Annotated in this window: 23 protein-coding genes and 1 tRNA gene; 9 read left to right on the top strand and 15 right to left on the bottom strand. The window is 68.1% G+C overall.

All coding sequences use genetic code 11. The features are described 5' to 3' along the window. Positions 1 to 292 precede the first annotated feature (292 nt). The gene (locus ACK4E3_RS09905; protein WP_409699914.1) at positions 293 to 802 is read left to right on the top strand and encodes a DUF3617 domain-containing protein; all 510 of its coding nucleotides are present in this window, start codon (positions 293 to 295) and stop codon (positions 800 to 802) included. An 85-nt stretch (positions 803 to 887) separates the two neighbouring features. Here ACK4E3_RS09905 and ACK4E3_RS09900 read toward each other — a convergent pair whose 3' ends face one another. The 4 genes from ACK4E3_RS09900 to ACK4E3_RS09885 form a co-directional block, all read right to left on the bottom strand. After that, positions 888 to 1,400 (bottom strand): CarD family transcriptional regulator, encoded by a 513-nt coding sequence (locus ACK4E3_RS09900; RefSeq protein WP_409699911.1) that lies wholly within the window; start codon positions 1,398 to 1,400, stop codon positions 888 to 890. A gap of 289 nt (positions 1,401 to 1,689) precedes the next feature. Further along, positions 1,690 to 2,031 carry a ferredoxin FdxA gene (gene fdxA / locus ACK4E3_RS09895; protein WP_409699908.1) on the bottom strand — a complete coding sequence of 114 codons (342 nt, stop codon included), beginning with the start codon at positions 2,029 to 2,031 and terminating at the stop codon, positions 1,690 to 1,692. Next, entirely contained in the window at positions 2,028 to 2,402 is a 375-nt protein-coding gene (locus ACK4E3_RS09890) for an RNA-binding S4 domain-containing protein (protein WP_409699905.1), read from the bottom strand. Before ACK4E3_RS09890 ends, fdxA begins: the two co-directional genes overlap by 4 nt. After that, a complete protein-coding gene (locus ACK4E3_RS09885; RefSeq protein WP_409699902.1) occupies positions 2,395 to 4,998 on the bottom strand; it encodes a helicase-related protein in 2,604 nt (867 codons plus the stop codon). Before ACK4E3_RS09885 ends, ACK4E3_RS09890 begins: the two co-directional genes overlap by 8 nt. Positions 4,999 to 5,272: 274 nt before the next feature. On the opposite strand from ACK4E3_RS09885, the gene ACK4E3_RS09880 reads away from it, so the two are divergent. From ACK4E3_RS09880 to ACK4E3_RS09870, 3 genes are all read left to right on the top strand, one after another. Continuing rightward, a tRNA-Arg gene (locus ACK4E3_RS09880) sits at positions 5,273 to 5,349 on the top strand. A 98-nt stretch (positions 5,350 to 5,447) separates the two neighbouring features. Next, positions 5,448 to 6,134: a hypothetical protein gene (locus tag ACK4E3_RS09875; RefSeq protein WP_409699899.1), complete on the top strand. Its 687-nt coding sequence runs from the start codon at positions 5,448 to 5,450 to the stop codon at positions 6,132 to 6,134. Between the two features lie 271 nt (positions 6,135 to 6,405). Continuing rightward, a complete protein-coding gene (locus tag ACK4E3_RS09870) occupies positions 6,406 to 9,225 on the top strand; it encodes a hypothetical protein (RefSeq protein WP_409699897.1) in 2,820 nt (939 codons plus the stop codon). 114 nt (positions 9,226 to 9,339) lie between these two features. On the opposite strand, the gene ACK4E3_RS09865 is transcribed toward ACK4E3_RS09870, so the two are convergent. The 4 genes from ACK4E3_RS09865 to purD all read right to left on the bottom strand — a co-directional run bounded on the left by ACK4E3_RS09865 (position 9,340) and on the right by purD (position 13,196). Then, positions 9,340 to 10,068: an energy transducer TonB gene (locus ACK4E3_RS09865; RefSeq protein ID WP_409699894.1), complete on the bottom strand. Its 729-nt coding sequence runs from the start codon at positions 10,066 to 10,068 to the stop codon at positions 9,340 to 9,342. Positions 10,069 to 10,086: 18 nt separating this feature from the next. After that, positions 10,087 to 10,527 carry a biopolymer transporter ExbD gene (locus tag ACK4E3_RS09860; protein WP_409699891.1) on the bottom strand — a complete coding sequence of 147 codons (441 nt, stop codon included), beginning with the start codon at positions 10,525 to 10,527 and terminating at the stop codon, positions 10,087 to 10,089. Positions 10,528 to 10,530: 3 nt separating this feature from the next. Beyond that, positions 10,531 to 11,412 (bottom strand): MotA/TolQ/ExbB proton channel family protein, encoded by an 882-nt coding sequence (locus tag ACK4E3_RS09855; RefSeq protein WP_409699888.1) that lies wholly within the window; start codon positions 11,410 to 11,412, stop codon positions 10,531 to 10,533. A 491-nt stretch (positions 11,413 to 11,903) separates the two neighbouring features. Further along, a complete protein-coding gene (purD, locus tag ACK4E3_RS09850) occupies positions 11,904 to 13,196 on the bottom strand; it encodes a phosphoribosylamine--glycine ligase (protein ID WP_409699885.1) in 1,293 nt (430 codons plus the stop codon). 156 nt (positions 13,197 to 13,352) lie between these two features. Between purD and xseA the strand changes: the two genes are divergently transcribed. From xseA to ACK4E3_RS09830, 4 genes are all read left to right on the top strand, one after another. Further along, a complete protein-coding gene (gene xseA / locus ACK4E3_RS09845; RefSeq protein WP_409701235.1) occupies positions 13,353 to 14,807 on the top strand; it encodes an exodeoxyribonuclease VII large subunit in 1,455 nt (484 codons plus the stop codon). A 48-nt stretch (positions 14,808 to 14,855) separates the two neighbouring features. Further along, positions 14,856 to 15,068, top strand: a complete 213-nt coding sequence (locus ACK4E3_RS09840) for a DUF2093 domain-containing protein (protein ID WP_409699882.1) — start codon at positions 14,856 to 14,858, stop codon at positions 15,066 to 15,068. Next, positions 15,065 to 15,937, top strand: coding sequence for a M23 family metallopeptidase (locus ACK4E3_RS09835; protein WP_409699879.1), 873 nt, complete (start codon positions 15,065 to 15,067; stop codon positions 15,935 to 15,937). Before ACK4E3_RS09840 ends, ACK4E3_RS09835 begins: the two co-directional genes overlap by 4 nt. Positions 15,938 to 16,033: 96 nt before the next feature. Next, the gene (locus tag ACK4E3_RS09830) at positions 16,034 to 16,549 is read left to right on the top strand and encodes a response regulator (RefSeq protein ID WP_409699876.1); all 516 of its coding nucleotides are present in this window, start codon (positions 16,034 to 16,036) and stop codon (positions 16,547 to 16,549) included. On the opposite strand, the gene ACK4E3_RS09825 is transcribed toward ACK4E3_RS09830, so the two are convergent. Both ACK4E3_RS09825 and ACK4E3_RS09820 read right to left on the bottom strand, forming a co-directional pair. After that, entirely contained in the window at positions 16,528 to 17,478 is a 951-nt protein-coding gene (locus ACK4E3_RS09825) for a lysophospholipid acyltransferase family protein (protein WP_409699873.1), read from the bottom strand. The genes ACK4E3_RS09830 and ACK4E3_RS09825 overlap by 22 nt on opposite strands. Positions 17,479 to 17,488: 10 nt before the next feature. Beyond that, entirely contained in the window at positions 17,489 to 18,259 is a 771-nt protein-coding gene (locus tag ACK4E3_RS09820) for an SDR family NAD(P)-dependent oxidoreductase (protein ID WP_409699870.1), read from the bottom strand. A 203-nt stretch (positions 18,260 to 18,462) separates the two neighbouring features. Here ACK4E3_RS09820 and ACK4E3_RS09815 point away from each other — a divergent pair, with 203 nt between their 5' ends. Beyond that, on the top strand, positions 18,463 to 19,740 hold the full coding sequence (locus ACK4E3_RS09815) for an EAL domain-containing protein (protein ID WP_409699867.1): 1,278 nt from the start codon (positions 18,463 to 18,465) through the stop codon (positions 19,738 to 19,740). An 8-nt stretch (positions 19,741 to 19,748) separates the two neighbouring features. On the opposite strand, the gene ACK4E3_RS09810 is transcribed toward ACK4E3_RS09815, so the two are convergent. The 5 genes from ACK4E3_RS09810 to pgi all read right to left on the bottom strand — a co-directional run bounded on the left by ACK4E3_RS09810 (position 19,749) and on the right by pgi (position 25,930). Further along, positions 19,749 to 20,372 (bottom strand): hypothetical protein, encoded by a 624-nt coding sequence (locus ACK4E3_RS09810; RefSeq protein WP_409699864.1) that lies wholly within the window; start codon positions 20,370 to 20,372, stop codon positions 19,749 to 19,751. 23 nt (positions 20,373 to 20,395) lie between these two features. Then, positions 20,396 to 21,769: a magnesium transporter gene (gene mgtE / locus ACK4E3_RS09805; RefSeq protein WP_409699860.1), complete on the bottom strand. Its 1,374-nt coding sequence runs from the start codon at positions 21,767 to 21,769 to the stop codon at positions 20,396 to 20,398. A 322-nt stretch (positions 21,770 to 22,091) separates the two neighbouring features. Next, complete coding sequence (gene groL / locus ACK4E3_RS09800) at positions 22,092 to 23,729, bottom strand: chaperonin GroEL (RefSeq protein ID WP_409699857.1); 1,638 nt, start codon at positions 23,727 to 23,729, stop codon at positions 22,092 to 22,094. 91 nt (positions 23,730 to 23,820) lie between these two features. Then, positions 23,821 to 24,108, bottom strand: coding sequence for a co-chaperone GroES (groES, locus tag ACK4E3_RS09795; RefSeq protein WP_409699854.1), 288 nt, complete (start codon positions 24,106 to 24,108; stop codon positions 23,821 to 23,823). 154 nt (positions 24,109 to 24,262) lie between these two features. Beyond that, positions 24,263 to 25,930, bottom strand: coding sequence for a glucose-6-phosphate isomerase (pgi, locus tag ACK4E3_RS09790; RefSeq protein WP_409699850.1), 1,668 nt, complete (start codon positions 25,928 to 25,930; stop codon positions 24,263 to 24,265). Between the last annotated feature and the right edge of the window lie 121 nt (positions 25,931 to 26,051).

The following is a 26,051-nucleotide window of genomic DNA, read 5'->3' as shown; positions in this document are numbered from 1 at the left end:
GCGGCTCTATAGGGCGGAAAGCCCATGCGCGTCAAGGCCCGATCGCCCTTTGCCCTGCCCCCTTGCGCGCGCCCGCTCCCTCTCGCCCCTCATGCAGAGTGCGGGCCGTCTAGGGGTCATGCGCGCAGTGTGCGGGGAACGGCTCTGCGCCCATCTCGTTCAGCATGCGTTCAAGCGCCCCCTGCCACACAAGGGCCATGGCGGCGCGCTGGATTGCCCTTGCAAGTCTGCGTCCGCCCAAGGAAAACACCTCACTCGCCCGTCGCAGACGGCTCACCATCGGGATGTCATCATGACCAAGGCCAAGGCCCGCACCTTTGACCACCGCAAGGCGCTTCACCGTGCCGCGATGCTGGGCGCGCCGCTGCTTGCCGGCGCTGCCCTCGTCGCCATCAGCGCAGGCCAGCCCCAGGCCCAGAACCGCAGTTCGGACACCATCCTGCCGGGCTACTGGGAATACACCACGCGCGCGCTCGGCCAGAACGAGACGGAGCGGCGCTGCGTGCGCCCCAGCGAGATCAACCGCTTCTTCGGCGGGCTCAGCACGAGGCGCTACAACTGCACCTATCCGACGCGCCAGGTGGGTAACGGTCAGGCCCTGTTCGAGGGCACCTGTGTCAGCACCGGCCGCAGCCAGCGCCAGCTTCGCGTGCGCCTCGAAGGCCCCTACACGCCCGAGAGCTTCAACTTCCGCGGCTCGGTCAGCACCCGCGTCGGCGGCGTCTGGACGCCGCGCGTGCCGGGCTCGATCAATGCGCGCAGGCTCTCGGCCACCTGCCCGGCCAATGCAGAGTATTTCTGAGCCGCGCCACCGCAGTTGACACCGCAAAGAAAAAGAGGGGCCCGCGAAGGCCCCTCTTGCATTTCAGCTGACGCGCGATGCGCGGTCAGGCCGCCTTCTTGAGCAGCGACCGGGTAAGAATCTCGACGGCGGCGTCGCGGTCGATACGCTCGATGGCCGCCACTTCGCGGGCCATGCGGTCCAGAGCCGATTCATAGAGCTGGCGCTCGGAGTAGGACTGCTCGGGCTGGCTGTCGGCGCGGTGCAGGTCACGCACCACCTCGGCGATGGAAACCAGGTCGCCGGAGTTGATCTTTGCCTCATACTCCTGGGCGCGACGCGACCACATGGTGCGCTTGACACGCGCGCGGCCCTTGAGCGTGGTCAGGGCCTTGCCCACCACGTCCTCGGCAGCCAGAGGGCGCAGACCGGCCGTGGAGGCGCGCTTGGTCGGCACGCGCAGGGTCATCTTCTCATGGTCGAAGGTGACCACATAGACCTCGAGCGACATTCCGGCCACTTCCTGCGTCTCGATGGCGGCCACCTTGCCGACGCCATGGGCAGGATAGACCACGCTGTCGCCAACCTTGAATGCCAGGCCCGTTTGCTTGTTCGACATAGCCATCCTTCTCTCGCACTGACCAACGCGGCTGGCCTCGAAATCGCGGGCCTGGGCGCTCTGCGCGCCGACGTCCGGTGACAAGATTATCGCGTGCGCGCACGCCCTGCGGCGCGGCGCATGAAAATACCTGAAACTAGAGCCGGAAACGAAACACCCAACCTCGGATCGATGCCGCTTTGGTGCGGATTTTCACGAATTCGGGCGGCACGCACAGGATGCACACCGCCCGACCAAGGCGACTGTTATATCACAAAAACTCTACAATTCAAAGCACGCTGCCGCGCGCTCAGGAACCGCGCCCCGGTTTGTCGGAAAAGTACTTTTCGAACTTTCCGCTCTCGCGCTCGAACTGGGCCGCATCGGCGGGCGGCTCGCCCTTGGTGGTGATGTTGGGCCACACCTTGGCATAGGTGGCATTGATCTGGAGCCACTTGCCGTCCGGCTCGTCCTCGGTGTCCGGCTTGATGGCATCGACCGGGCATTCGGGCTCACAGACCCCGCAGTCGATGCACTCGTCCGGGTGGATCACCAGGAAGTTCTCGCCCTCGTAGAAGCAGTCCACCGGACACACCTCCACGCAGTCCATGAACTTGCACCTCACACAGGCATCGGTGACGATATAAGTCATGGCGTGCGGCGGGCTCGTTCAGGGCTGTGGTTTGGTGGATCGGGAGCCGGGGACATGGCCCCCGCCGGGCTTTCTGTCAACTGCGCGGTGGCCTCGCCGTCGACCTGCCGGAACAGGCTGGCGGCCTCGGGCGCAGAGCCACGCCTCGTGGCAAGCCCGAGGATCTCGACCTCGATCACCCGCCCGCCCTGCACATAGATCAGCCGGTCGCCGACACGCACCTTGCGCGAAGGCTTGTCGAGGCGCACCGCGCCCTGGCCCGGACGCACCAGCCGCACCCGGCCCGCCTCGACGAAATCCGCCGCCAGGGTGCGTGTGCGAAAGCGGCGCGCATGCCACAGCCACACGTCGATGCGGCAGTCCTCACTCACCCGAGGCACCGCCACGGGCCTTGCGAGGCGCGCGCTTTCCGCGGGGCTTGCGGCGCGAGGCAGCAGGCCTTGCCGGGGGCTTCAGCTCCGAGAGCGCGGCAAAGGGCGAGTTCGCCGGGCTTCGCGCAGGACCACCCCTGCCCGGCTTTCGCGGCTGCATCATGGCCTGCGCGATGGCGCGCACATCCCCCTCGCTCCAGCCCAGCTCGCTGCTGGCGACAGGGGCGATCATGGCGATCACCTCTGCGCGGGGGCGAAGCTGGCGGTGCCCGGCCTGCCTGCTGCCGGGCTCTTGAGCGCCATCGCCTTCAGCGGGTTCGACGGGCCGGTGGCGGTGCTCGCGGATCAGATCGGCCAGCCGCTCCAGCCCGTCAAGCGGCACGATCCAGTCGTGGACCCGAACGCACGCCGCGGCCGACAGGGCCATGTCACTCAGCGGCGCGCCATCATGGCGACGGGGGCCGTCCCCCGTCCGAGCCAGCGCAATGGCTTGCGGCCCGGCCAGCAGGCCCATGAGCGTGCGCGCCTCGGCCCCCTTCAGGGCGGGAAGATACAGGCATTCGGCACCGATGCTCACGCCCAGCCGCCTCAAGGTGCGGCGCTCGTGCACGCTGAGCTGGCTGACCTGATCGGCCACCTCGCGCCGCGCGATCACCCCGCCCGCCTCGATCAGCCGCCAGGCTATGCCGCGCGCCAGGCCTCGCAGCCGCCCGTCCTCCATGGCCGCGCGCAGGCCGTGAAGCGGTGCCAGAAGCGCGCGCGAGCGGGTCATCAGCCATGCATCAACCCGCCGGCCCGCCCGCTCGATCAGGGCTGCGCCGCCCAGATGCGCCAGCAGCCGCGCGCGAGGCGAAAAGGGCGATCCGGGCAGAATGCTCGCCGCCGCCGCCCCGCGCCACAGCACCTGTCCGTCCGGGGTGAGGCTGAAGGCCTCGTCCTTGCTGGCCGCCAGCTCGCCCAGCCGCCGCGCCACTTCCGGTGCGATGGCGCGATGGGCCGCCGCGCGCAGGGCACGGTTTTCCACCTGGCTCTGCCCCGCTTCGAGCGAGAACTGCACCCCGTGCAGCGCGCCGATACTCTCGCCCGCCACCTTGACCGCCCCATCACCCGACAGCTCGGCCAGAACCTCGTCGGGCACATTGAGCGCCGCCATCAGCACGCTGGTACGCCGGTCGACGAAGCGCGCGGTCAGTCGCTCGTGCAGCCGGTCGGAAAGGCGCGTCTCCAGCTCGGCCATGCGCTCGCGCCATTCGCGCACATCGCGCACCCAGTCCGGTCGCTGGGCGATGTAGGACAAGGTGCGCACCCGCGCCAGCCGGGCCGAGAGCTGATCGACCTCGCCGTCCAGCCGATCGGCCCCGCCGAGGCGCGCCTGCATGAAGTCGTCATCGAGCCGCCCACCTGCGCCCGTCAGCGTCATGAAGATGGCGCGCACCAGATCGACATGGTCGTCCATGGACACCTTCTGGAAGTCGGGCATCTGGCACACGTCCCACAGGCGCATGACCCCGCCGCGCGAGCGCGCCCGGCGCGCTGCCTCCTCGTCGCCCGACAGCCTGCGCAGCACCTGCTCGTCCAGCGCCTCGGCCGTCAGCCTCAGCCCCTCGCGCGCGGGCGCCTGTCCCAGAGAGCGCAGCAGGGCCGCCACACTGTCGAAATCAAGGCTGGCATTGCGCCATTCGAGCATCGGCACGGGATCGAAACGGTGCTCGACCACAGCCTCGATCATGTCCTCGTCCATGGGCGGGCACTCACCCGTGGTGCCGAAGGTGCCATCGCGCATGTGCCGCCCGGCCCGGCCTGCAACCTGGGCCACCTCCTGCGGTGCCAGCCAGCGCGTTCGCCGCCCGTCGAACTTGCGCAGGCCCGCAAACGCCACATGATCCACGTCCATGTTCAGGCCCATGCCGATGGCGTCGGTCGCCACCAGATAATCCACCTCGCCGGACTGGAACATGGCCACCTGGGCGTTGCGCGTGCGCGGGCTGAGGCTGCCCATGACCACGGCGGCTCCGCCCTTCTGTCGGCGGATCAGCTCGGCAATGGCATAGACCTGCTCGCCTGAAAACGCGACGATGGCCGTGCGGCGCGGCAGGCGTGTCAGCTTGGCCGGTCCTGCATAGGACAGCATGGACAGGCGGTCCCGGCCCACGATCTCGGCCTCCGGGATCAGGGTGCGGATCAGGGGCGCCATGGTGCCCGCGCCCAGCAGCATGGTCTCGGCTGTGCCGCGCGCGCGCAGCAGACGGTCGGTGAACACATGGCCGCGCGCCGGATCGCTGGCCAGCTGCACCTCGTCGATGGCCATGAACTCGACCTGGCGCTGCAAGGGCATGGCCTCGACCGTGCAGACGAAATAGGTCGCGCGCGCAGGCACGATCTTTTCCTCGCCGGTGATGAGCGCGACCGAGCCCGAGCCCATGCGCGCGCGCACCCGCTCGAAGACCTCGCGCGCCAGCAGGCGCAGCGGCAGGCCGATCATGCCGCTGGCGTGGGCCATCATGCGCTCGAGCGCCAGATGGGTCTTGCCGGTATTGGTGGGGCCGAGCACGGCGGTGATCCGTGCGGGATGACGGCCCGTGCCGCGATCGCTCATGGCCTCAAGGTGGGCACGCCCCCGCCTGCACTCAAGCGAAACCTGCGCACCGCCGGGATGTCCTCAACAGCGGCGTGCGCGCCAGGGTTAACGGGCCACCCGTACACAGCGGAACAGGCGCGAAACGAATCAGGACCGAATCACTGACAAGGCCCGATTCAGGCTTTGTTCCATACAAGATATTGTATCTTAACGCGCTTTAACCGCAAGACGGCCCGGAACCGCAACAAGCCTAGGCAAGGGCCGGTCTTGCCGCTATCGGTGAGCGGCATCAGGCCCCGTAGCTCAGCCGGATAGAGCAGCGCTTTCCTAAAGCGGAGGTCGCAGGTTCGAGTCCTGCCGGGGTCGCCAGCGCCTAAAGCGCTGCCGTCTAGCGCGAACTCTCAGTCCAACCTTCTTTCGCGTATGCTTCCTGAGTGCCAGAGTGGTTTCCACAATGAGAGAACATCATGGGTATTCCACAACACTACAGTAGGGATGTGCCTCAAAGGTGTGAGGCGCTGATCGAAGAGTTGCTTCCTATTGTCGAAGGCGGGCTGAGAGCGGACGCCAAGTTCGGAGGGCCCCTGAAAACTACGCTCCTATTGGCCCTCGCCACGCCGATGGTCGTCCTGCCAGTCGAGCGGATATTCAAGCGGGTTGCGTTTAATGACCCCGGTGTAGCGGATGATCGAGGGATCGACGAAGCGCTAGCACGAGGCGTGAAGTCGGTGCTCGGCGAAGATCATGCATTCGGAGGCGCCCCATTCGGCTCCAGGCGCTGGACGTATGCTGAGAGGGTTGGCCCCTTCAATGTCGGCCAGCAGTGGCCTGAAGATCTCTTGGACCAATTAGGCACCGAGGCTGCCAGAGAAGCGGCCGAGCGCGCGCCGACTTGGCGAATCTTGCAGGACTTACGAAACGCCTTGGCTCACGGCGGTGTAGCATACCTCGACGCTGTCGGCCGGGCATCAGAGGGGGCTGCCGAAATGCTGGCTTTCGCAGGAGCGGTGACGAGAGGCCATAACGTGGTTGGGCTAAATGTCCTTCGGGTCCACAAGGATGACTTCCGCTCGTTTCTGTCTGCGTGGGCCGCATGGTTGAAAGAGGTGGGAGTGGCCGAGGCATTGGGCGACACGCCGCCATTGGCCGCTTGAGCCCTCCTGCTACCACCCGGATGGGGCGGCGCGAAACAGTCCCAGCATTTCTGACGAATTGAGATGTTGGTCCAAACTACTGTGGCACCGGCGGTCCAAGCAGGGTGACGCCACTCCGCATACGGCGCTGTAATTGCACGGGACGGAGTCCAAACTGTTGTGACATCCGCCAGCACCTTTGCCGCCCGTGCGGTGCCCGCCGCCCGCTTTCGGCTCCGCCGTTACCCTCGCGTTAACCGCGACGTAAGGCGCGCGCGCGAGAGTGCGCCTGATGCGCGCACGCCCCTCTCCACGCCGTCTGCTCAGGACATCGGTGGCCCTCACGGCTGCCGGGAGCGTGGTGCTGTCGCCGCTGGCGCCGGTGCTGGCCGAGAGCACGCCTGCACCGCCCCCATCGCTGATCAGCGTGGGCACGGCCGATGGCTTCGTGCGCATCGAGATTTCCGAGCGTCAGGGCCGCGTAGCCCTGCGCCGCACGGGCAATCAGGTGGTGGTGCGCGTGCCCGGCACCCAGCCGCCCGACATCTCGCGCCTCAGAGTCGATCGCCCCGCCGCCCTCGCCGGTGTGACGCGCACACCCGTTGCTGGCGGCCACGAGATCGTCCTGACGCTGGCCGAGGGTGCGGGCGTGAGGCTGGGCCGCGCCGATGGCGTCGCCTATGTCAATCTGCACCACAGCGCGCCGCCGCCCGAGGCCCAGACCCGCGTTCCGGTCCGCATCGAGGCCACCGACGACCGGCTTGATCTCGGTTTTGACTTCACCACACCGACGCCCGCTGCCGTGTTCCGCCGGGGCCCCGCCGTCTGGATCGTGTTCGACACGCCTGCGCGCCTGGACCTCGGCCCACGCGTCAGCGCCGATCAGCCCACCGGCCCGGCCAGTGACATCCGCTGGGCTGGCGGCGAGGGCTATGTCGCAGTTCGCATCAGCGCGCCCGAGACCCTCGCCGTCTCGGCCCGTCAGGACGGCCAGGGCTGGAGCGTGCGTATTGGCGGCCCGCGCGAGGGTGCCACCGGCGTCTCCTTGGCCCGCGACGACCTGAATGGTCCCACGGCCCTTGTCGCCCAGATGGCCGGGGCCAGCCGCACCCTGTGGCTGACCGATCCGCTGATCGGCGACCGCTTCGCCGCCGTGCCTGCCGTCGGGCCGGTCAAGGGACTGGGCGCACGCCGCCAGCTTGTCGATCTGACACTGCTGCCCTCGGCCCACGGCCTTGCGCTCGAGGCGCGGCGCGATGACCTCAGCATTGTCGCCGCAGGCGATCTGGTGCGCGTCAGCCGCCCCGGCGGGCTCGCGCTGTCCTCGCCTGTCGATGCCCTGTCGCAGGCCAGCGGGCTTGACGAGCTGCCCGCGCGCGCGCGCCTGCCGGCCCTGATCCTCGAGAGCTGGGCCGACACGGGCCACGGCAGCTTTCTTGCCCGCTATCGCCAGCTTCAGGACGCCGCCGCGCGCGAGGCGGACATGGCCGCGAGCAATCCGCGCGCACCTGTAGAGGCGCGGCTGGCGCTGGCGCGCTTTCTGGTCGGTTCGCAGCTCGGCTTCGAGGCCATCGGTGTTCTCAACGCCCTGATGCAGTCCCAGCCCGGACTCGGCGGCGAGGCCGAGATTCGCGGCCTTCGCGGTGCGGCACGCGCCATGATCGGACGCTTTGGCGAGGCCCAGAGCGACTTTGCCGCCTCGGCCCTGTCCGGCGATCCGTCCGCCTCGGTCTGGCGCGGCTATATCGCGGCCCATCAGCGCGACTGGACCGCCGCCCGCCAGGGCTTCGTGGCAGGCGCACGCACCCTCGACGACTTTCCGCCCATCTGGCGTGCGCGCTTTGGCACCGCCCATGCCGAGGCGGCCATCGAGACCGGCGACCTCAATGCCGCGCGCACCTTGCTGGCCTATGTGTTCAGCCAGGACATCGCCCCTGCCGAACAGCTTCGCGCGCGTCTGGTGCAGGCGCGCCTGTTCGAGCTTTCGAGTGAGCCTGATCGCGCGCTGGCCGTCTATCGCGCCGTTGGCCGTGCCCCTCTCGACGCCCTCGCCACGCCCGCGCGCATGAACGTGGTACGCCTCGAGCTTGCGCGCGGCACGCTCACACCCGATCAGGCCGTGCAGCATCTGGAGCCACTGCGCTGGCGCTGGCGGGGCGATGCCACGGAGCTTGCCGTGATCCGCACCCTGGGCGGCATCTATCTGGCGCAAGGCCGATACCGCGAGGCGCTCGATGCGCTGCGCAGTGCCGGGGCGCGCCTGCCCAACCTGCCCGAGGCGGTCGGGCTGCAACAGGATCTGGCCACCGCGTTTCGCGCCCTGTTTCTGGAGGGCGGTGCCGATGGCTTGCAGCCCGTGCAGGCGCTGGCGCTGTTCTACGACTTTCGCGAGCTGACCCCCGTGGGCGCCGAGGGCGACGACATGGTGCGCAGGCTGGCGCGCCGCCTGATCGACGTGGACCTGCTCGATGCGGCCAGCGAGCTGCTCCAGCATCAGGTCGACAACCGTTTGGAGGGCGTGGCCCGTGCCCAGGTCGCCACCGATCTGGCCACCGTCTATGTGATGAACCGCGAGCCCGAGCAGGCCCTTCAGGCGCTATGGTCCAGCCGCACGACCCTGCTGCCCGCCGCCCTCAACAGCCGCAGGCGTGCCATTGAGGCGCGCGCGCTCATGGATCTCAGCCGCTATGAGCACGCGCTGGAGGTGCTGGGCACGGACACCAGCGCCGAGGCCCAGGACGTGCGCGCCGAAGTGCTGTGGCGCCAGCAGGCCTGGGCCGACGCCGCGCGCATCTATGAGGCCCGCCTCGCCGAGCGCTGGCGCCAGAGCGAATCTTTGAACGCCGATGAGGAAGCGCGCCTGCTTCGCGCGGGCATAGGCTATGTTCTGTCAGGCGATGGCGCTGCGGTGGCGCGGCTGGGCGGGCGCTATGGCGCGCTCATCGCCGGCGCGCGCCAGTCTGCCGCCATGCGCATCGTGTTCGAGGGGGGCGAGCCCCTGCGCGGGCAAGATGTGTCACAGCTGGCCGCCCGCACCGAAACCTTCACCGGCTGGGTCAATGCCATGAAGAGCGCCCTTCGTGCCCGGCTGGAGAGCCCTTCACGCGGTTAGTCTGGGTGCGCTGCCCAGGCCGCTGCGGCAGGCTGGCAAAACCATGCGGCACAAAAGAAAACACCCCGGGGGCGAACCCTCGGGGTGTTGTCGTATGGAGCCGAAAGCCCCGGATCAGTCGGCGAGCTGCCAGCGGATCGGAATGTCCACCTGGGCGCCTTCAACCGCCTGACCATCTACGGTCCGCGGACGCATCCGGAAGCGCGAGGCCAGCTGCACCGTGGCACGGCCGAAGCCGGCGTTGGGCGGGCTCTCGGAGAGCACCGAGCAGTTGGCCAGCGAGCCGTTGGCCCGCACCGTGCAGCGGATGGTCGCGGAGCCCGCGATCCCCTGCTCGGCAGCACGCGTCGGGTAGAAGCGCGCCAGGTCGGCACCCGAGGGGCGGCTGACCCAGTCCGGGTTGGTGATGACGCTCGGACGCGGCGGCGCAGGCGGAGCCGGCGGCGGCGGCGGTCCGGGGACGATCACCGGAGGACCTTCATACTCGACGCGGTCTTCCTTCTTCGTCGCCTCGATCGGCAGCTGGATCGGCGGCGGAGGCACATCCGACGCGATCTGAGGTTCACGAACCTGCAGTTTCGGCGGCGGCGGCTGGTCCGGCGGCGGCGGCGGAGGAGGAGGAGGCGGCGGCGGAGGCGGCGGAGGCGTGAACAGCTCTACTTCGATGGACTCGTCCGAGTAGGTGATTTCCTTGAGCTCGAACTTGGCCTTGTAGAGGTAGTACGCTCCCAACGCGTGGACGACCACGGACATCCCGATGCCGACCATGACGCCGGTCGAAAGACCTTTCTTCCGGCGGCGAGGCGGATCGAGAATAGGGTCGCGATGATGTTCTTCAGTCATACTTTTGGACCGTGACCCTTAGAAGGTGTTGGTGTCCTCACCGACGAGTGCCACGCTGTAGAAACCATTGTCCTGCAGCGTATTCATCACCTGCATGAAGTCCCCGTAGCGGGTCGTTCTGTCAGAGCGGATGAAGACACGTTCATCGTCGGGATTACGGCGACCGATCAGGCGACGGAGCTCGTCACCCATCGAGTAGATGGGGACCAGGTTGTCACCGATGAACACATTCCCGTTGTTCTGGATGGAAATGTAGATCGGCGTCGGCGGGTTCGGCGCGGGCGGTGCGACGGCCGGAGGCAGGTCCACCTTCACCGACACGGTGGCGAGCGGAGCCGCCACCATGAAGATGATCAGCAGCACGAGCATCACGTCCACGAACGGGGTGACGTTGATCTCGCTGTTCTGCTGGATGGCGTACTTGCCACCACCGCCGGAACCGGCAAGTTTGGCTCCCAAGGCTTAGGCCCCCTTGTCGAGCTGACGCGAGATGGCGTTCATGAGTTCGGCGTTGAAGCCGTCCGAACGCACGCCATACGCCGCGATGCGGGTCTGGAAGTAGTTGTAGAACATCACCGACGGAATGGCGGCGAACAGGCCGAGACCCGTGGCCAGCAGCGCCTCGGCGATACCGGGGGCCACGACCGCGAGGTTGGTGGTGTTGGTGTTCGCGATGCCGATGAACGAGTTCATGATGCCGTACACCGTACCGAACAGACCGATGAACGGACCGCCCGAACCCAGCGAGGCCAGGAACTGCTGACCGCCCGAGAGGCGCTTGGCCAGACCCGACTGCACGGCAGCCACGGCGATCTGGGCGCGGTTGATGGTGGTCTCGCGGTGCTCGCCGGTGACGGCGAGGCCTGCCTGGCGCGACAGCTCGACTTCTTCGGTGGCCGCAGCCGCCATGTCCGCGAGCGGATTGCCGTCGAACTCGTCCGAGATGGCCACACGGCGCATGTCAGCGATGGTGCGGGTGCCGCGGAAGGCTTCGAGGAAGCGGTCCGTGCCACGGTTCAGCGAGGCGAACTCGAACAGCTTGATGACCAGCAGGGTCCACGAGATGATCGAGGCCAGGACCAGACCGATCATCACCGACTGCACGACGGCGTCGGAGTCGAGGAACATGCGCGCAACGGTCAGTTCGCCGTGATGGCCAGCGCCCTCTTCGGCCGCTTCTTCAGCCGGAGCCGGAGCCGGAGCTTCGGTGGTCGCGGGGGCTTCGGCCACGGGGGCCTCGGCGGGAGCCGGCGCCGCGTCCTGCGCGAGAGCCGGAGAGCCTGCCACGAGCACGGCAACGCCGGCCAGGGCGAGGAGGAGGTTCGTCTTTTTCATTTCGAGCATCTTTTCGCCAGTTCCTGTTTGGTCTGACACGTTGGGACCATGGGAGGGCGCACGGCGCCTGACCCTAAGCTTGTAAAAGTACGCCCGACTCCGGCCCAGAGGCGCCATCGCCGAAACGCGTCGGATGCTTCCGGTTGCGCCAGTCGTGACTGGTCTGGCCGTTGGCAAGAGGTGGCAAGAGAACACCGGTGGCAAGCCACAGGCAATACCCTTAGCCGCAGTCGCAAAGGACGCGGTCAAGCTCCTTTGGCGAACCCATACCAGAGCGTCAAGTGCGAGAGCGCGCTTTTCACCCGGCGGGAGAATGATGACATCCACGGTTACCGTCCAATGCGGCGAGAGAACGGCGCAATTCGGGACTCAAATGAGATTGTTAACGCGCTGTAATGGCGCGTGATCGCGAAAACCGGACAGGCGGGACCGTTGTGTCGGCAAGCGCTCACGCACCGGACCGTGCGGCCAGATTGCCACAGATGCCCCTGAGCGTGGCCTCAGGCGCTGTCGCTGCCCTCGTCGCGGGCCAGGGCCCGCCAGCCGATGTCCGAGCGATGAAAGCCGCCCGGCCAGTCGATGGCGCGCACGGCGCGATAGGCGCGCGCGCGGGCCTCGGCCAGGGAATCGCCCACGGCGCAGACATTCAGCACGCGCCCGCCCGCCGCGATCAGGGTGCCGTCGGGCCTGCGCCGCGTGCCCGCGTGAAAGACCTGCACACCCTCGCCGAAGTCCTGCTCGGCACCACGGATGATCGAGCCTTCCAGGGGGCTGTCGGGATAGCCCTTGGCCGCCAGCACCACCACGATCCCGGCCTGCGGCGAGAACACGGGCTCGGGCAGGCGCTCCAGACCACCGCGCGCGCACGCCAGCAGATAGGGCACCAGGTCCGATTCCATGCGCATCATCAGCACCTGGCACTCCGGGTCGCCGAAGCGGGCGTTGAACTCGACCACCCTCGGCCCCTCCTCGCCGACCATCAGGCCCGCATAGAGCACCCCGCGATAGGGACAGCCCTCGGCGTTCATGGCCGCAATGGTCGGCTCGACGATGCGCGTGCGGGCCGCCTCCACCGTGTCGGCGTCGAACACGGGCGCGGGGCTGTAGGCACCCATGCCGCCGGTGTTGGGGCCGAGATCGCCATCGAAGGCGCGCTTGTGGTCCTGGGCCCCGCCCAGCAGCATGGCGTGGCGCCCGTCCGACAGGGCGAACAGGGAGCCCTCCTCGCCGGTCATGAACTCCTCGATCACGACCCTCGCCCCCGCCGCGCCGAAGCGGCCGCCGAAGATGTCCTCCAGCTCGGAGCGCGCCTCGCGCCGATCTGCGGAGATCACCACGCCCTTACCCGCCGCCAGGCCATCGGCCTTGAGCACATAGGGCGGCCTGAACACGTCGAGGGCGGCCTTGGCATCCTTGAGTCGGTCATAGACACCGTAGGCGGCGGTGGGGATGTCGTGGCGCTCCATGAACGCCTTGGCAAAGGCCTTGCTGGTCTCGAGGCGGGCCGCCCTGCGCGATGGGCCGAAGCAGGCGATGCCCACACTGGCCAGTCGGTCGGCCAGACCCGCATCCAGCGCCGCCTCCGGCCCGACCACCACCAGATCGGCCCTGATCTCGCGCGCGCAGGCCGTGAGCGCATCCACATCGGTCGGCTTGATTGCGCGCAGCTCGCCAAGGCGCGCCATGCCGGGATTGCCGGGCGCGATCACCAGCCGCTCGAGCAGCGGCGAGCGGGCGATCTTCCATGCCAGAGCGTGCTCGCGCCCGCCCGATCCGACCAGCAGAATGTTCATGGCCGCGCAATGGCCCGCATCGCGCCGCCGGTCAAGTTGTGCGCCGCCCGAAGCTCCGCCATCGGGCTGGTCAGGGTGCGGGCACGCTTCTATGCTCGGCCCGGCATGAGCGGCACCCCTTCCGACACTCCCGATAGCGCACCCGAAACCGGCTCCATGTCCGGCAACCGCGATGGCGGTGCCAATGACGCGCCCTGGTCGGTTTCCGAGCTGTCGTTCGCCCTGAAGCGCACCCTGGAGGACCGTTTCGGCTTCGTGCGCCTGCGCGCCGAGGTCTCCAAGGTCAATCGCCACAGCTCGGGGCACGTCTATCTGACCTTGAAGGACGAGCGCGCCGCCATCGACGGGGTGATCTGGAAGGGCGTGGCCGCGCGCCTTCCCACCCGCCCGGAGACGGGGCTAGAGGTGATCGTCACCGGCAAGATCACCAGCTATCCGGCACGCTCCAGCTATCAGATCGTGATCGACACGCTGGAGCCTGCGGGTGTCGGCGCCCTGCTGGCCCAGCTTGAGCGCCTGAAGGAGACGATGCGCGCCGAAGGCCTGTTCGCGCCCGAGCGCAAGCGGCCCCTGCCCGCCTATCCGCGCACCATCGGCGTCATCACCAGCCCCACGGGCGCCGTGATCCGCGACATCCTGCACCGCCTGTCCGAGCGCTGGCCCTGCCGGGTGCTGGTCTGGCCGGTGGTGGTGCAGGGCGAAGCGGCCAGCGGCCAGGTGATCCGCGCCCTCAAGGGCTTTGCGGCCCTGTCTGCCGAAGGGCCGGTGCCCCGCCCCGATGTCGTGATCGTTGCCCGCGGCGGCGGTTCGGTCGAGGATCTGTGGCCCTTCAACGACGAGGCTCTGGCCCGCACGGTCGCGGCGCTCGACCTGCCCGTGATCTCGGCCATCGGCCACGAGACCGACACCACCCTCATTGATCTGGTGGCCGACCGGCGCGCGCCCACGCCCACCGCAGCCGCCGAGATGGCCGCGCCCGTGCTGTCGGAGCTGCGCGCCTTCGTCGACGAGCAGGGCCGACGCCTGACGCTGGCCTCGGGGCGCATGATCGAGGAGCGCCGCACCCGCCTCCGCGCCGCCGCTCGCGGCCTGCCGTCCCGGCCCGAAGACCTGCTCGCCCTGCCCGGCCAGCGGCTCGATCTGGCCACATCGCGCCTCGGTGCCAGTTTGCAGCGCAATGTCTCGGTACACGAACGGGCGCTGGCGGGGGCCGGCGCGCGACTGTCTTCGGCGGCACTGCTGCGCAGCCTCGCTGCCCGCCGCGAGCGTGTGGACGAGTTGCACGCGCGCCTTACCTCGGGCCTGACCCGCACCCTGCCGCGCGAAAGCGAGCGCCTGTCGCGCCTGTCGCGCCTGCTGCTCAGCCTCAACCCCGACTCGCCGCTGCAGCGAGGCTTTGCGCGCGTCCACAGGAGCGATGGCGCCCTGGTCCATGGTGCGGGCGATCTGTCGGACGGGGACGCGGTGCGCCTCGTCTTCGCCGATGGTCAGCACGAGGCCCTGATCGGTTCGGGCACGAAGGGCGAAAAGGCCGCCGCCGACAAACCCGCTGCCGCACGCAAGGCACCGCGCGCCGCAGCGCCCTCATCACGCCAGGGTGATCTGTTCTAGGCTCCGGCCCCCTTGGAAAAGGGCCTGCCGCGCCCTTAAGCTGCCCCCATGAAAGATACTGCCTCAGGCCCCGGCCAGCTTGCCTCGCTCCATTATGGTGACGGGGAATATGTGGTGCTCAAGCCCGGCCACCACGTCCTGTGCGCCGTCACCGGCAGGCCCATAGCCCTGAACGCCCTGCGCTACTGGTCGAAAGACCGGCAGGAAGCCTATCTCGGCCCTCAGGAAGCGCTCTCGCGCATGGGACCGTCATCGCCATGAACCGGCGGGCCCTTTTGCTGTCGGCAGGCGGGCTTGCGCTGGCCCCTTCCGCCCTCGCCCATCGCGCCCTCGCCCATCGCCAGAGTGAAGCCCTGCAACTGTGGGGCCCGCGCGTTCAGGGCGGCGCCATCATCGGGCGGACGCGGCCGCGCGCGACCATCATGGTGGACGGCGAGGCCCTGGCCACGGCCTCGGCGCGCGGCTTCTTCATCGTCGGCCTCGACCGCGATGCGCCAGCCAGCACGACCATCGAGGTGCGTGACGGCGTCAGCACCGTGGCCCGCCAGAGCATCCAGGTGGCCCGTGGAGACTTTGCCGTTCAGCGGGTAGATGGCCTGCCGCCCTCCACCGTCACGCCCACCGATCCGGCCCTGCTGGCGCGCATCCAGCGCGAGGCCGCGGTCAAGGCCGAAGGCTTTGCCAGCCGCACCGACCTCGATCATTTCATCCAAGGGTTCGTGTGGCCGCTGACCAGCTATCGGGTCTCGTCGCGCTTTGGTGCCCAGCGCATTCTCAACGGCACGCCCGCGCGCCCGCACTATGGCATCGACCTGGCAACTCCTGCGGGCACCGAGATCCGCGCTCCTGCCCCCGGCCTCGTCACCCTGGCCGAGCGCGACCTGCATTTCGAAGGCGGCCTGACCCTGATCGATCACGGTCAGGGGCTGATCTCGGCCTACCTGCACCAGTCGCGCCTGCTGGTTTCGCGCGGCGATGTCGTCAGCGCAGGCCAGCCCATCGGGCGCGTGGGCGCTACCGGCCGTGCGACCGGCCCGCACCTGTGCTGGCGCCTGAAGTGGCGCGACCGCAATCTCGACCCCTCTCTGCTGGTGGGGGTGCGTGCGCCCGGTGTCATCGGAATTGATTGAGAAACCTGCATTTTCCGCAGGCCTCCAGTCATGATCTGATAACCATTCGCGGCTCAAAGCTGACGGATATTTTCGGCTCCCGGACCCGGTCCTCTCATGTCATCGGCCTTTCAGGCGTTGCAGATCCTGCTGATTGACGACAATCAGCATATGCGCGCGATCACCTCGACGATCCTGGGCTCGGCCGGGATCCGTCGCATCCGCGAGGTCAATGACGGCTCCGAGGCCTTGCAGGCCCTGCGCGAGCAGCCCATCGACCTGGCCATCGTCGATTTCAACATGTTCCCGCTGGACGGTGTCGAGTTCACCCGCCTCGTGCGCAACTCGCCCGACAGCGCCAATCCCTATCTGCCCATCATCATGATGACCGGCCATTCCGAGCGCACCCGCGTGACCGAGGCACGCGACGCGGGCGTGACCGAGTTCGTGGCAAAGCCCATCACCGCCAAGGCGATCCTGAGCCGCATCCAGGCGGTGATCTTCCACCCGCGCCCGTTCGTGAAGTCGGGCGACTACTTCGGCCCCTGCCGCAGGCGCACCACCGGCTTCGGCTACAAGGGACCGTGGCGCAGGTCCACCGACGAGGCCAATCAGTCCGAGAGCGTGGCGTAGGCCGCATCCGAAAAGCGCTTGTGGCTCCAGAACCACTCCTCGGGGCGCTCGCGAACGCGCGCTTCGACGAAATCGGTGATGTCCTGCACCGCGCGATGGATGGCCTCGCCGCGCTCCAGCGTGCGGTCAAGCGCAATGGGCTCGTGCACCACCACGCGAAAGCGCGCCCCGCCCACCCGCTCGACCGACATGGGCTGGAGCACGGTGCCGAAGCGGTGCGCCAGGCGCGATGGCCCCGGCGCGGCATGAACCGGATGACCGAAGAACGACACCTCCAGGCCCTGACTGAACTTCTGATCGTTCATCAGGGCGACCGACTGGCCGCGCTTCATGCCCTCCAGCAGCTCGCGCGCGCCATCGCCGCCCTTGGGCGCGAAAAGCTGCACGCCATAGCGCGCCCGGCTCTTGCGGATCATGTCGTCGACATAAGGGTTGTTGGCCTGTCGATAGGTGATCTGGCACGGTATGCCCGCATCCAGGATCACCATGGGCATGATCTCCCAGTTGGCCAGATGCCCCGAGACAAACACCACCGGCGTGCCCGAAGTGCGAATGGCCTCCAGCCGCTCGGCATTGACGATCTCGACGCGCCCGCTGGCCGGTGTGAGGCGGTCCATGATGGCGACCTCGGCAAAGGTGCGCCCCGTCTGTGCCCACTGGGCGCGCGAGAGGGCGCGGCGCTCGGTCTCGCCCATGGCGGGGAAGGCCAGCCGCAGGTTCTTCTGCACCGTGCGCTCGGTGCCGATGCGCGGCCCCAGCCAGCCCAGCAGCGCCCCGCCGAGGCGAGAGGCCCACTCCACCGGCAGGGCACGCATCAGGGCGATGTAGCCCGAGAACAGCGCCGCCTCGATCCGCCACTGGATTTCCTGGCCGATGGGACCGGCGGCGCGCGGTGGATTCGCGATTCTCTCGCCCTCGTCGCGCGTCATGGCGGCGCGCTCACCAGGCGATGGTCAGACCGCCGTCGACCACGAGGGTCTGGCCGGTCATGTAGGATGAGGCGGGCGCAGCCAGATAGACCGCAGCCCCCGCGATCTCGTCGGGCTGGCCGATCCGCTTGAGCGGCGCGGGCTCGGTGACCATCTTCAGCAGGGCGGGGTTCTCCCACAGATAGCGGGCAAAGTCGGTCTGCACGAGACCCGGCGCGATGCAGTTCACCCGCACGCCCGACGCACCCCACTCCACCGCCAGATTGCGCACCAGCTGCATGTCCGCGGCCTTTGAGATGTTGTAGGCGCCGATCTGGGCATTGCCGCGCATCCCGCCGATCGAGGAGATCACCGTGATAGTGCCCGAGCCGCGCTCCAGCATGTGCGGCGCGACCATCTGGATCAGCCAGTGGTTCGAGATGACGTTGTTGTGCAGGATCTTCTCGAACTGCTCGTCCGAAATGCCCGCCATCGGCCCCGCGTAAGGGTTGCTGGCGGCGTTGCACACCAGCGCATCGATGCGACCGAAGGCCGACAGGGTCTCGTCGACAAGGCGTTGCAGGTCTTCCTTGGAGGCGATGTTGGCGGGCACGGCGATGGCGCGGCCCTCGCCGAAGCGCCCGTTGATCCCGGCCGCCACCTCATCGCAGGGTCCGGCCTTGCGCGACGAGATCACCACCTTTGCGCCGTGCTCGGCCATGCGCTCGGCAATCGCCTTGCCGATGCCCCGCGACGAGCCCGTGATGATGGCCACCTGGCCGCCGAGATCGAACAGTTCCATGCCATTTGCCCTTGCTGACGGAAGGTTTTGCACACCGCTTAGCGCGCCTTCGGGCACAAGACCATGCGAGGACGGCAAAGTCTTGTTAGAGTGCCTGTGGGTGATTCCCTCCTGCGGGTGGCGATTGTGTCATGCCGCGCCGGGACAGCGCCCGCAACTCCGGGCCGCTCGCGCCCGGCGATCAGGAGCGACGGGCCTTTTTCATGCGCAAGCTCACCCATGCGGTTCTGCTGTTCGCCTATCTGTTTCTGGGCCTCAGCATTGCGGCCCTGACGTTCCGGGCCGGGCTCGGTATCGCCGTGGCCACGACGGCGGTGCTGGCCACCTTCGCGACCTTGCTGGCGCTGCACGTGGGCATGACCGCCCTTTTTGCCGTGGTGCACCTGAAGCGCGAACTGTCGGCCATACGCGAGGCCCATCACCTGCTGGCCGATGCGCTGGAAAGCACCCAGGGCGCGCTCGGCGATCTGGCGACAGCAATGGAGTCCGGCGCCCTGTCGCGCACCGAGGAGCTGAGCAGCGAGGTCAAGATGCTGGAGGGCCTGATCCAGCAGATGAGCGACAGCCTCGATGCGCGCCTGTCCGAAACGCCCGTCCACACCGCGCCTGACAGCTTCGAGGGTCGCCGGGCGCGCCAGAGCCATGCCCTGATCGAGACCGTGCGCGAGGCGCTGATCGAGAACCGCGTGGACCTGTATCTTCAGCCCATCGTCACCCTGCCCCAGCGGCGCACCACCTTCTACGAGAGCTTCACGCGCCTGCGCGACGTCAGCGGGCGCATCATGATGCCCGCCGAGTATCTCTCCATCGCCGAGGGCGAGGGGCTGGTGGGCGCCATCGACAATCTGCTGCTGTTCCGCTGTGCCCAGATCGTGCGGCGGCTGGCGCGCGAGGACCGGCGCATCGGCGTGTTCTGTAACGTCTCGCTCGCCTCGCTGGGCGACGAGAGCTTCTTTCCCCAGTTCCTCGACTTCCTCAGCGAGAACCGCGACCTGAAGGATGCGCTGATCTTCGAGCTGGGCCAGGCCACCTTCGATGCGCGCGGCGCGGTCGAGGCGCGCAACATGGCCAAGCTGGCCGACCTCGGCTTCCGCTTCTCGCTCGACAAGGTGCAGACCCTGGACCTCGATTTTGCTGACCTGCAACGCTCGGACGTGAAGTTCCTCAAGATCGGTGCCGACCTGATGATCGAGCAGCTCATGGATGCCGAGGCGGGCCACGGCCTTTCGCGCCTGAAGGACATCCGCGCCGAGGACTATGTGCCGCTCACCCGCCGCTATGGCCTTGAGGTCATCGCAGAAAAGGTCGAGAGCGAGCGCCAGATCGTCGACATCCTCGATCTCGACGTCAGCCTCGGCCAGGGCCACCTGTTCGGTGAGCCGCGCGCCATCAAGGACGCCGTTCTGGCCGAGACCGATCCGCCCGCAGAGTTCCTGCGCGCCACCTTGCAGGGCACCGAGCGGCGCCGTCGCACCGCCTGAGCCGGGCCTCAGCGCACCAGTGCGAAACCCAGCATCAGGCGCGGACGGCTGTCCGTGACGCTGATGCCCGCGTCCAGCTCGATGTCGCCCCGCCCGGGCCTGTAGCGCAGGGCGATGGCCGGCACGGCGCGCTCCCCTTCCTCGCGCGACCATTCGGCAACGACGCCATAGCGCGGCCCCAGTTCATGGTCGATCCGCACGCCATAGAGGTTGCTCCCCTCGCCGCCGCGCGCGAAGAACCGCCCGGCATTGAGGCTCAGCACCGTGCTCTCGCCCAGCGACACCCCGGCCATGAGCCGCATCTCTGTGCCCTGATAGCCAGAGGCGAACACCGGTGCCGCGCTGACGGCCAGGGCCACCCCCCGCGCGGGCTCGGGCAGCAACAGCTTGGCATAAGGCGAAAGCGCCGCCGCACCGTCGTGGGTGACATCAAGGCCCGCCTCAAGGAACGGGACGGCCCCGGGCGTGCAGGCAAAAGAGGCGCGCGCCTCCCTCTCCCCGTCGCGCCACGCCAGTTCGGTGGTGCAGGCCCCTGCATCGGTGATGGCCGCATCGTCCACGGCATAGGGATTGGCCAGGGCAGCGCCCGGCAGGGCGAGCATCAGCACGCCCAGGATCATGATCTTGCGCATGATCTCTCTCCTTTCAAGCGACCTCAGCCCGCCTCGATCAGGCCGGGCAGGAGGCTGGTGGCCATGGCGAAATAGATCAGCACCCCGGTCGCATCGGCGATGGAGGTGATCAGCGGCGCACTGGCCGTGGCGGGGTCGAGCTTCAGGCGCGTCAGGATGAAGGGCAGGGTCATGCCGATCAGGCTGCCCACGATCACGATGATGACCATGGAGAGCGAGACCACCAGGGCCACGTCCGGCCCTGCGCGCACATAGCCGATGGTCGAGACCGCCAGCGCCATGGTGGCGCCCAGCATGGCGGCGATCATCACCTCGCGGCCCAGCATCGAGGACCAGTCGCGCAGACGCACGTCTCCGGTCGCCAGGGCGCGCACCATCAGGGTCGCCGACTGCGAGCCCGCATTGCCGCCCGAGTCGATCAGCAGCGGCAGGAAGAAGACCAGCGAGATATAGGCGGCGATGGTGTCCTCATAGGCCGCAATGGCCGCACCCGAAAACAGGTTCCCGAACACCAGCACCACCAGCCACGGGATGCGGGCGCGATAGAGCGCCATCACGCCCGCGCGGCGCAGACCGCCCAGCAGGCGCGTCGAGGCCCCGACCTTGTGGAAGTCCTCGGTCGCCTCCTCCTCGGCCACGTCCATGGCGTCGTCCTGGGTGACGATACCCGCCAGCATGTCGCCGCCGTTGATGACCGGCAGCGCGCGCAGGTCATAGCGGGCGATGCGCCGCGCCGCTTCCTCCTGGGGCTCTTCGGCGCGCGCGAAGATCACCTCGGTGGTCATGAACTGCTCCAGCCGCGCATCGGCCGGTGCCAGAATCAGGTCGCGCAGCGAGACCACACCGATCAGGCGGCGCGCGGCGTCGATCACATAGGCATCATAGATGGTCTCGCGGTCGGGCGCGGCGCGGCGCAGCGCATCGATGGCCTCGGCCGCCGTCATCTGTGCGGACAAGGTGGCATAGTCGGAGGTCATGACCGCGCCGACCGTGCCCTCGGCATAGGCGGCCAGCTTGCGGATGTCCTCGCGCTCCGCCTGCGCCAGCGCCGGCAGCAGGCGCTCGCGCCGATCCTCGGGCAGCAGGTTGTAGAGGTCCGCACGCTCGTCGTGGGACATGGCTCCGACAATGCCGATCAGGGCGTTGCGGTCCAGGGACTCGGCCACCGCCGCCTGGCACTCCAGCGGCAGATAGCCGAAGGCATCGGCCTGGTCCTGGCGCGGCAGAAGGGACAGCCAGCGCGCGGCATCGCTCGCAGGCAGCTCCGCGAGAAGCTGGCCCAGGTCCGCAGGGTGGAACTCCGCCAGCTCCGCACGCAGCGCATCGGCGGGCAGGTCATTGAGGCGGGCGATCACCGGCTCGAGATCGCGGGTATGAAGGTCGTGGGTGTGCGTCATCGCAGTCTCCATCGGCGCAGGGGCCGGCGGACGCGATCAGGCGAACATCACCGGCCGTTCAGATTGGGGGCGATCGAGTTGTGGCCGCGCGCAGCAAGGCATGCGGCCATGCGACTAGGTCCGTCGTCCATGTCAGCCTCCTTGCAAGATGGCGATGAGGGGCCAGAGGCCCGCTTCCGGGGGGCGGCACTTAGCCCATGCCCCCTGTCAGGGCAACCCCGCGAGCACGACTTTCGTTTCCCCGCCAGCCCTGGCGCAAGCAAAAAGGGCGGGCCCATCGCTGGACCCGCCCTTCCTGTTCACTCTGAGCTTATGGACTTCCTCAGAAGTCCATATCACCCATGCCACCGCCCGGCATGGCCGGAGCGGGCGAGGCCTTCTTGGGCGCATCGGCCACGGCCGCTTCGGTGGTGATCAGGATGCCCGCGACCGAAGCCGCGTCCTGAAGGGCGGTGCGCACCACCTTGGCCGGGTCGATCACGCCCATCTTGACCAGATCGCCGTATTCCTCGGTCTGGGCGTTGAAGCCGAAGTTGGCTTCCTTGGCTTCCAGCACCTTGCCGACCACGATCGAGCCTTCGACCCCGGCGTTTTCCGAGATCTGACGGATCGGGGCCTGAAGGGCGCGGCGGATGATGGCGATGCCCGCGTTCTGGTCGGCGTTGTCGCCGGTCAGGCCGTCGAGCGCTTTGGAGCCCTTGAGCAGCGCGATGCCGCCGCCCGGGACGATGCCTTCTTCCACAGCAGCGCGGGTGGCGTTCAGGGCATCGTCAACGCGGTCCTTCTTCTCCTTGACCTCGACCTCGGTCGAGCCGCCGACGCGGATGACCGCGACGCCGCCCGCCAGCTTGGCCAGACGCTCCTGCAGCTTTTCGCGGTCGTAGTCCGAGGTGGTGTCCTCGATCTGGCGCTTGATCTGCGAGATGCGGCCCTCGATGGCGTCCTTCTCACCCGAACCGTCCACGATGGTGGTGTTGTCCTTGGTGATGGTGACCTTCTTGGCGCGGCCCAGCATGTCGAGGCCGACGTTCTCCAGCTTGATGCCGAGGTCTTCCGAGATCACCTGACCGCCGGTCAGGACGGCGATGTCCTCCAGCATGGCCTTGCGGCGATCGCCGAAGCCCGGCGCCTTGACGGCGGCCACGCGCAGGCCGCCGCGCAGCTTGTTGACCACCAGGGTGGCCAGGGCCTCGCCCTCGATGTCTTCGGCGATGATGACCAGTGGGCGACCCGACTGCACCACGGCCTCGAGGATCGGCAGCATGGGCTGCAGCGAGGAGAGCTTCTTCTCGTGGAGCAGGATCAGCGGCTCGTCGAGATCGGCCTCCATCTTGTCGGCATTGGTGATGAAGTAGGGCGACAGGTAGCCGCGGTCGAACTGCATGCCCTCGACCACGTCCAGCTCGGTCTCGGCGGTCTTGGCTTCCTCGACGGTGATGACACCCTCGTTGCCGACCTTTTCCATGGCCTTGGCGATCATGTCGCCGACTTCCGAATCGCCATTGGCCGAGATGGTGCCGACCTGGGCGATTTCGGAGTTGGCCGAGACCTTCTTGGCGTTCGACTTGATCTCGGCGATCACGGCGGTGACGGCCTTGTCGATGCCGCGCTTAAGATCCATCGGGTTCATGCCGGCTGCGACCGACTTCAGGCCTTCCTGAACGATGGCCTGGGCCAGCACCGTCGCGGTGGTGGTGCCGTCACCGGCCTTGTCATTGGTCTTGGACGCCACTTCGCGGATCATCTGGGCGCCCATGTTCTCGAAGGCGTCTTCCAGCTCGATTTCCTTGGCAACCGACACGCCGTCCTTGGTCGAGCGCGGCGCGCCGAAGGACTTCTGGATCACGACATTGCGGCCCTTGGGACCGAGGGTGACCTTGACCGCATTGGCCAGGACATTGACGCCGCGCAGCATCTTGTCGCGCGCGTCGGTGTTGAAGTGAACGATCTTGGCAGCCATCAGGCAGCTCCTCTTGAATGGGTTTGGGTGGCTGGATACCGGCGCGGGGCAACTGGCCCGCAGGCACCGGCATCGGTCATCGGATCAGCGATCAGGACAGGGTACCCAGGATGTCGCTTTCCTTCATGATGATCAGGTCTTCGCCGTCGATCTTGACCTCGGTGCCGGACCACTTTCCGAACAGGATGCGGTCGCCGGCCTTGACGTCGAGGGGCACGGGCTTGCCGTTGTCGTCACGCGCGCCGGGGCCGACGGCGATGACTTCGCCTTCCTGGGGCTTTTCCTTGGCGGTATCGGGGATGATGATGCCCCCCTTGGTCTTGGCTTCTTCTTCGACGCGCTTCACCAGCACGCGGTCGCCGAGAGGACGGAACGCCATCTGATTTTTCTCCGTTGGGTCAGGGTTTGCCCCTCGCCCGCGACGCTACGGCCCCGTCATGGACGGTCGCTGTTAGCAGTCACAAGGCGAGAGTGCCAATGCCCCGGCAGGTATTCACCAGGGCCCATGGCGTCAAGGCCGCCGTCCAGAAAAATCAGCTCTGCGGAGCCTGTGTGAGCCGTGCGATCAGGGACAGGGTGGAGGGATCATGGCCAGCGGCATCCTGCGGGCGCTCCAGCGCCGCCTCGAGGGTGCGCGCCAGCACCTTGCCCAGCTCCACGCCCCACTGATCGAAGCTGTTGACGCCCCAGATCACACCCAGCACGAACACCTTGTGCTCGAAAAGCGCGATCAGTTCACCCAGACGCTCGGGCGTCAGTGCATCGAGCACGATGGTGGTGGCGGGACGGTCGCCTGCAAAGGCCATCTGGGGCGCGAGGGCGTCGATCTCGGCGGGGCTGCGGCCCTCGGCCTCGAGGCGCTGGCGCACCTCGGCCTCGCTGCGCCCCAGCATCAGGGCCTCGCCCTGGGCAATGGCATTGGCGTTCAGCGGACGGCGATCACCGGTCTGCTCCACGCTTTCGCGCACGGCGATGATGTCGACGGGGACGACGCTGGTGCCCTGATGCAGCATCTGAAAGAAGGCGTGCTGGCCATTGGTGCCGGGCTCGCCGAACACCACGGGCGCGGTGTGGTGATCCAGCCGCTGGCCCATCCTGCCGACACTCTTGCCGTTCGATTCCATCTCGAGCTGCTGCAGATAGGCTGGCAGGCGGCGCAGGCGGTGGGCGTAAGGCGCCACCGAGCGGGCATGGCGGCCCAGCGCGTTGACGTTCCACACCTCGGCCAGGGCCATCAGCACGGGCGCAGAAGCGCCGAGCGGAGCGGACAGGAAATGCGCGTCCATGGCGCGTGCGCCGTCCAGCAGGCGCGAGAACGTCGGCCAGCCCAGCGCGATGGCACACGAGAGCCCCACGCCCGACCACAGCGAGAAGCGCCCGCCCACCCAGTCGGCAAAGCCGATGACCTCGCCGCAACCGAAAGCACGCGCGCGCTCGGGCGCGGCACTGACGCCGATCAGATGGGAACGGGCCTCGGATTCGCCTAGCGCCGCCGCCAGCCACCGGCGTGCGCGCTCGGCATTGAACAGGGTCTCGCGCGTGGTGAAGGTCTTGGAGACCACCACCACCAGGGTGCTGGCCGGATCGAGCCCGCTCAAGGCCTCGTCCAGCTCGTCCGGGTCGATGTTGGCCACGAAGCGCAGATCCATGCCGGGCGCGCGTGGCCGCAGCGCCTCCCACACCAGCCGCGGGCCAAGATCGGAGCCGCCGATGCCGATGTGCACGATGGCCCGGAATGCAGCCCCGCCCGCCCCGCGCCGCTCGCCCGCGCCGATGGCTTCGGCCAAGGCCTGCATGGCCCTTCGCTGGGCGCGCACCTCGTCCATGACCGGCTTGCCGAGGGCGCTAAAGTCGGCGTCATCCTCGGCGCGCAGAGCCGGATGCAGGACCGCGCGCTGCTCCGATGCGTTGACAGCCTCGCCCGCGAACATCCGCGCGCGCCAGCCCGGCACGTCAGCGGCTTCGGCCAGCTTCAGCAGGCGATCAAGCTGATCGAGGCTGAAGGCCTGTTTGGACAGGTCGATGAACAGGCCCGCTGCCTCGAGCGTCAGGCGGGCCATCCGATCGGGCTCATCGGCGAAATGCGCGCTGATGGTGCGCGCCCGGTCCCCTTGCAAAAGCGCCGTGCCCAGCGCATCGCCCGACGCCTCGCCGATGGCGTGTGCCGTGCGGCCCTGATCCTTGTCGTGCCCTGAAACCATGGGCCGAGACTTTTCACATCCGCCGCGAATGACAAAGAGCAAATATCAGGCACCCGTGCCCCGAAAGGGCTCGTTTACCCTGGGGGCGGTAGGCTGAAGCCCGAGCCGAGGAGTCCCCCGA

Origin of the sequence: Brevundimonas sp. (assembly GCF_046299595.1) — a bacterium.
Classification (GTDB): domain Bacteria; phylum Pseudomonadota; class Alphaproteobacteria; order Caulobacterales; family Caulobacteraceae; genus Brevundimonas.
Note: the sequence above shows the minus strand (reverse complement) of the source record. Positions and strands in the feature narration are given on the sequence as shown.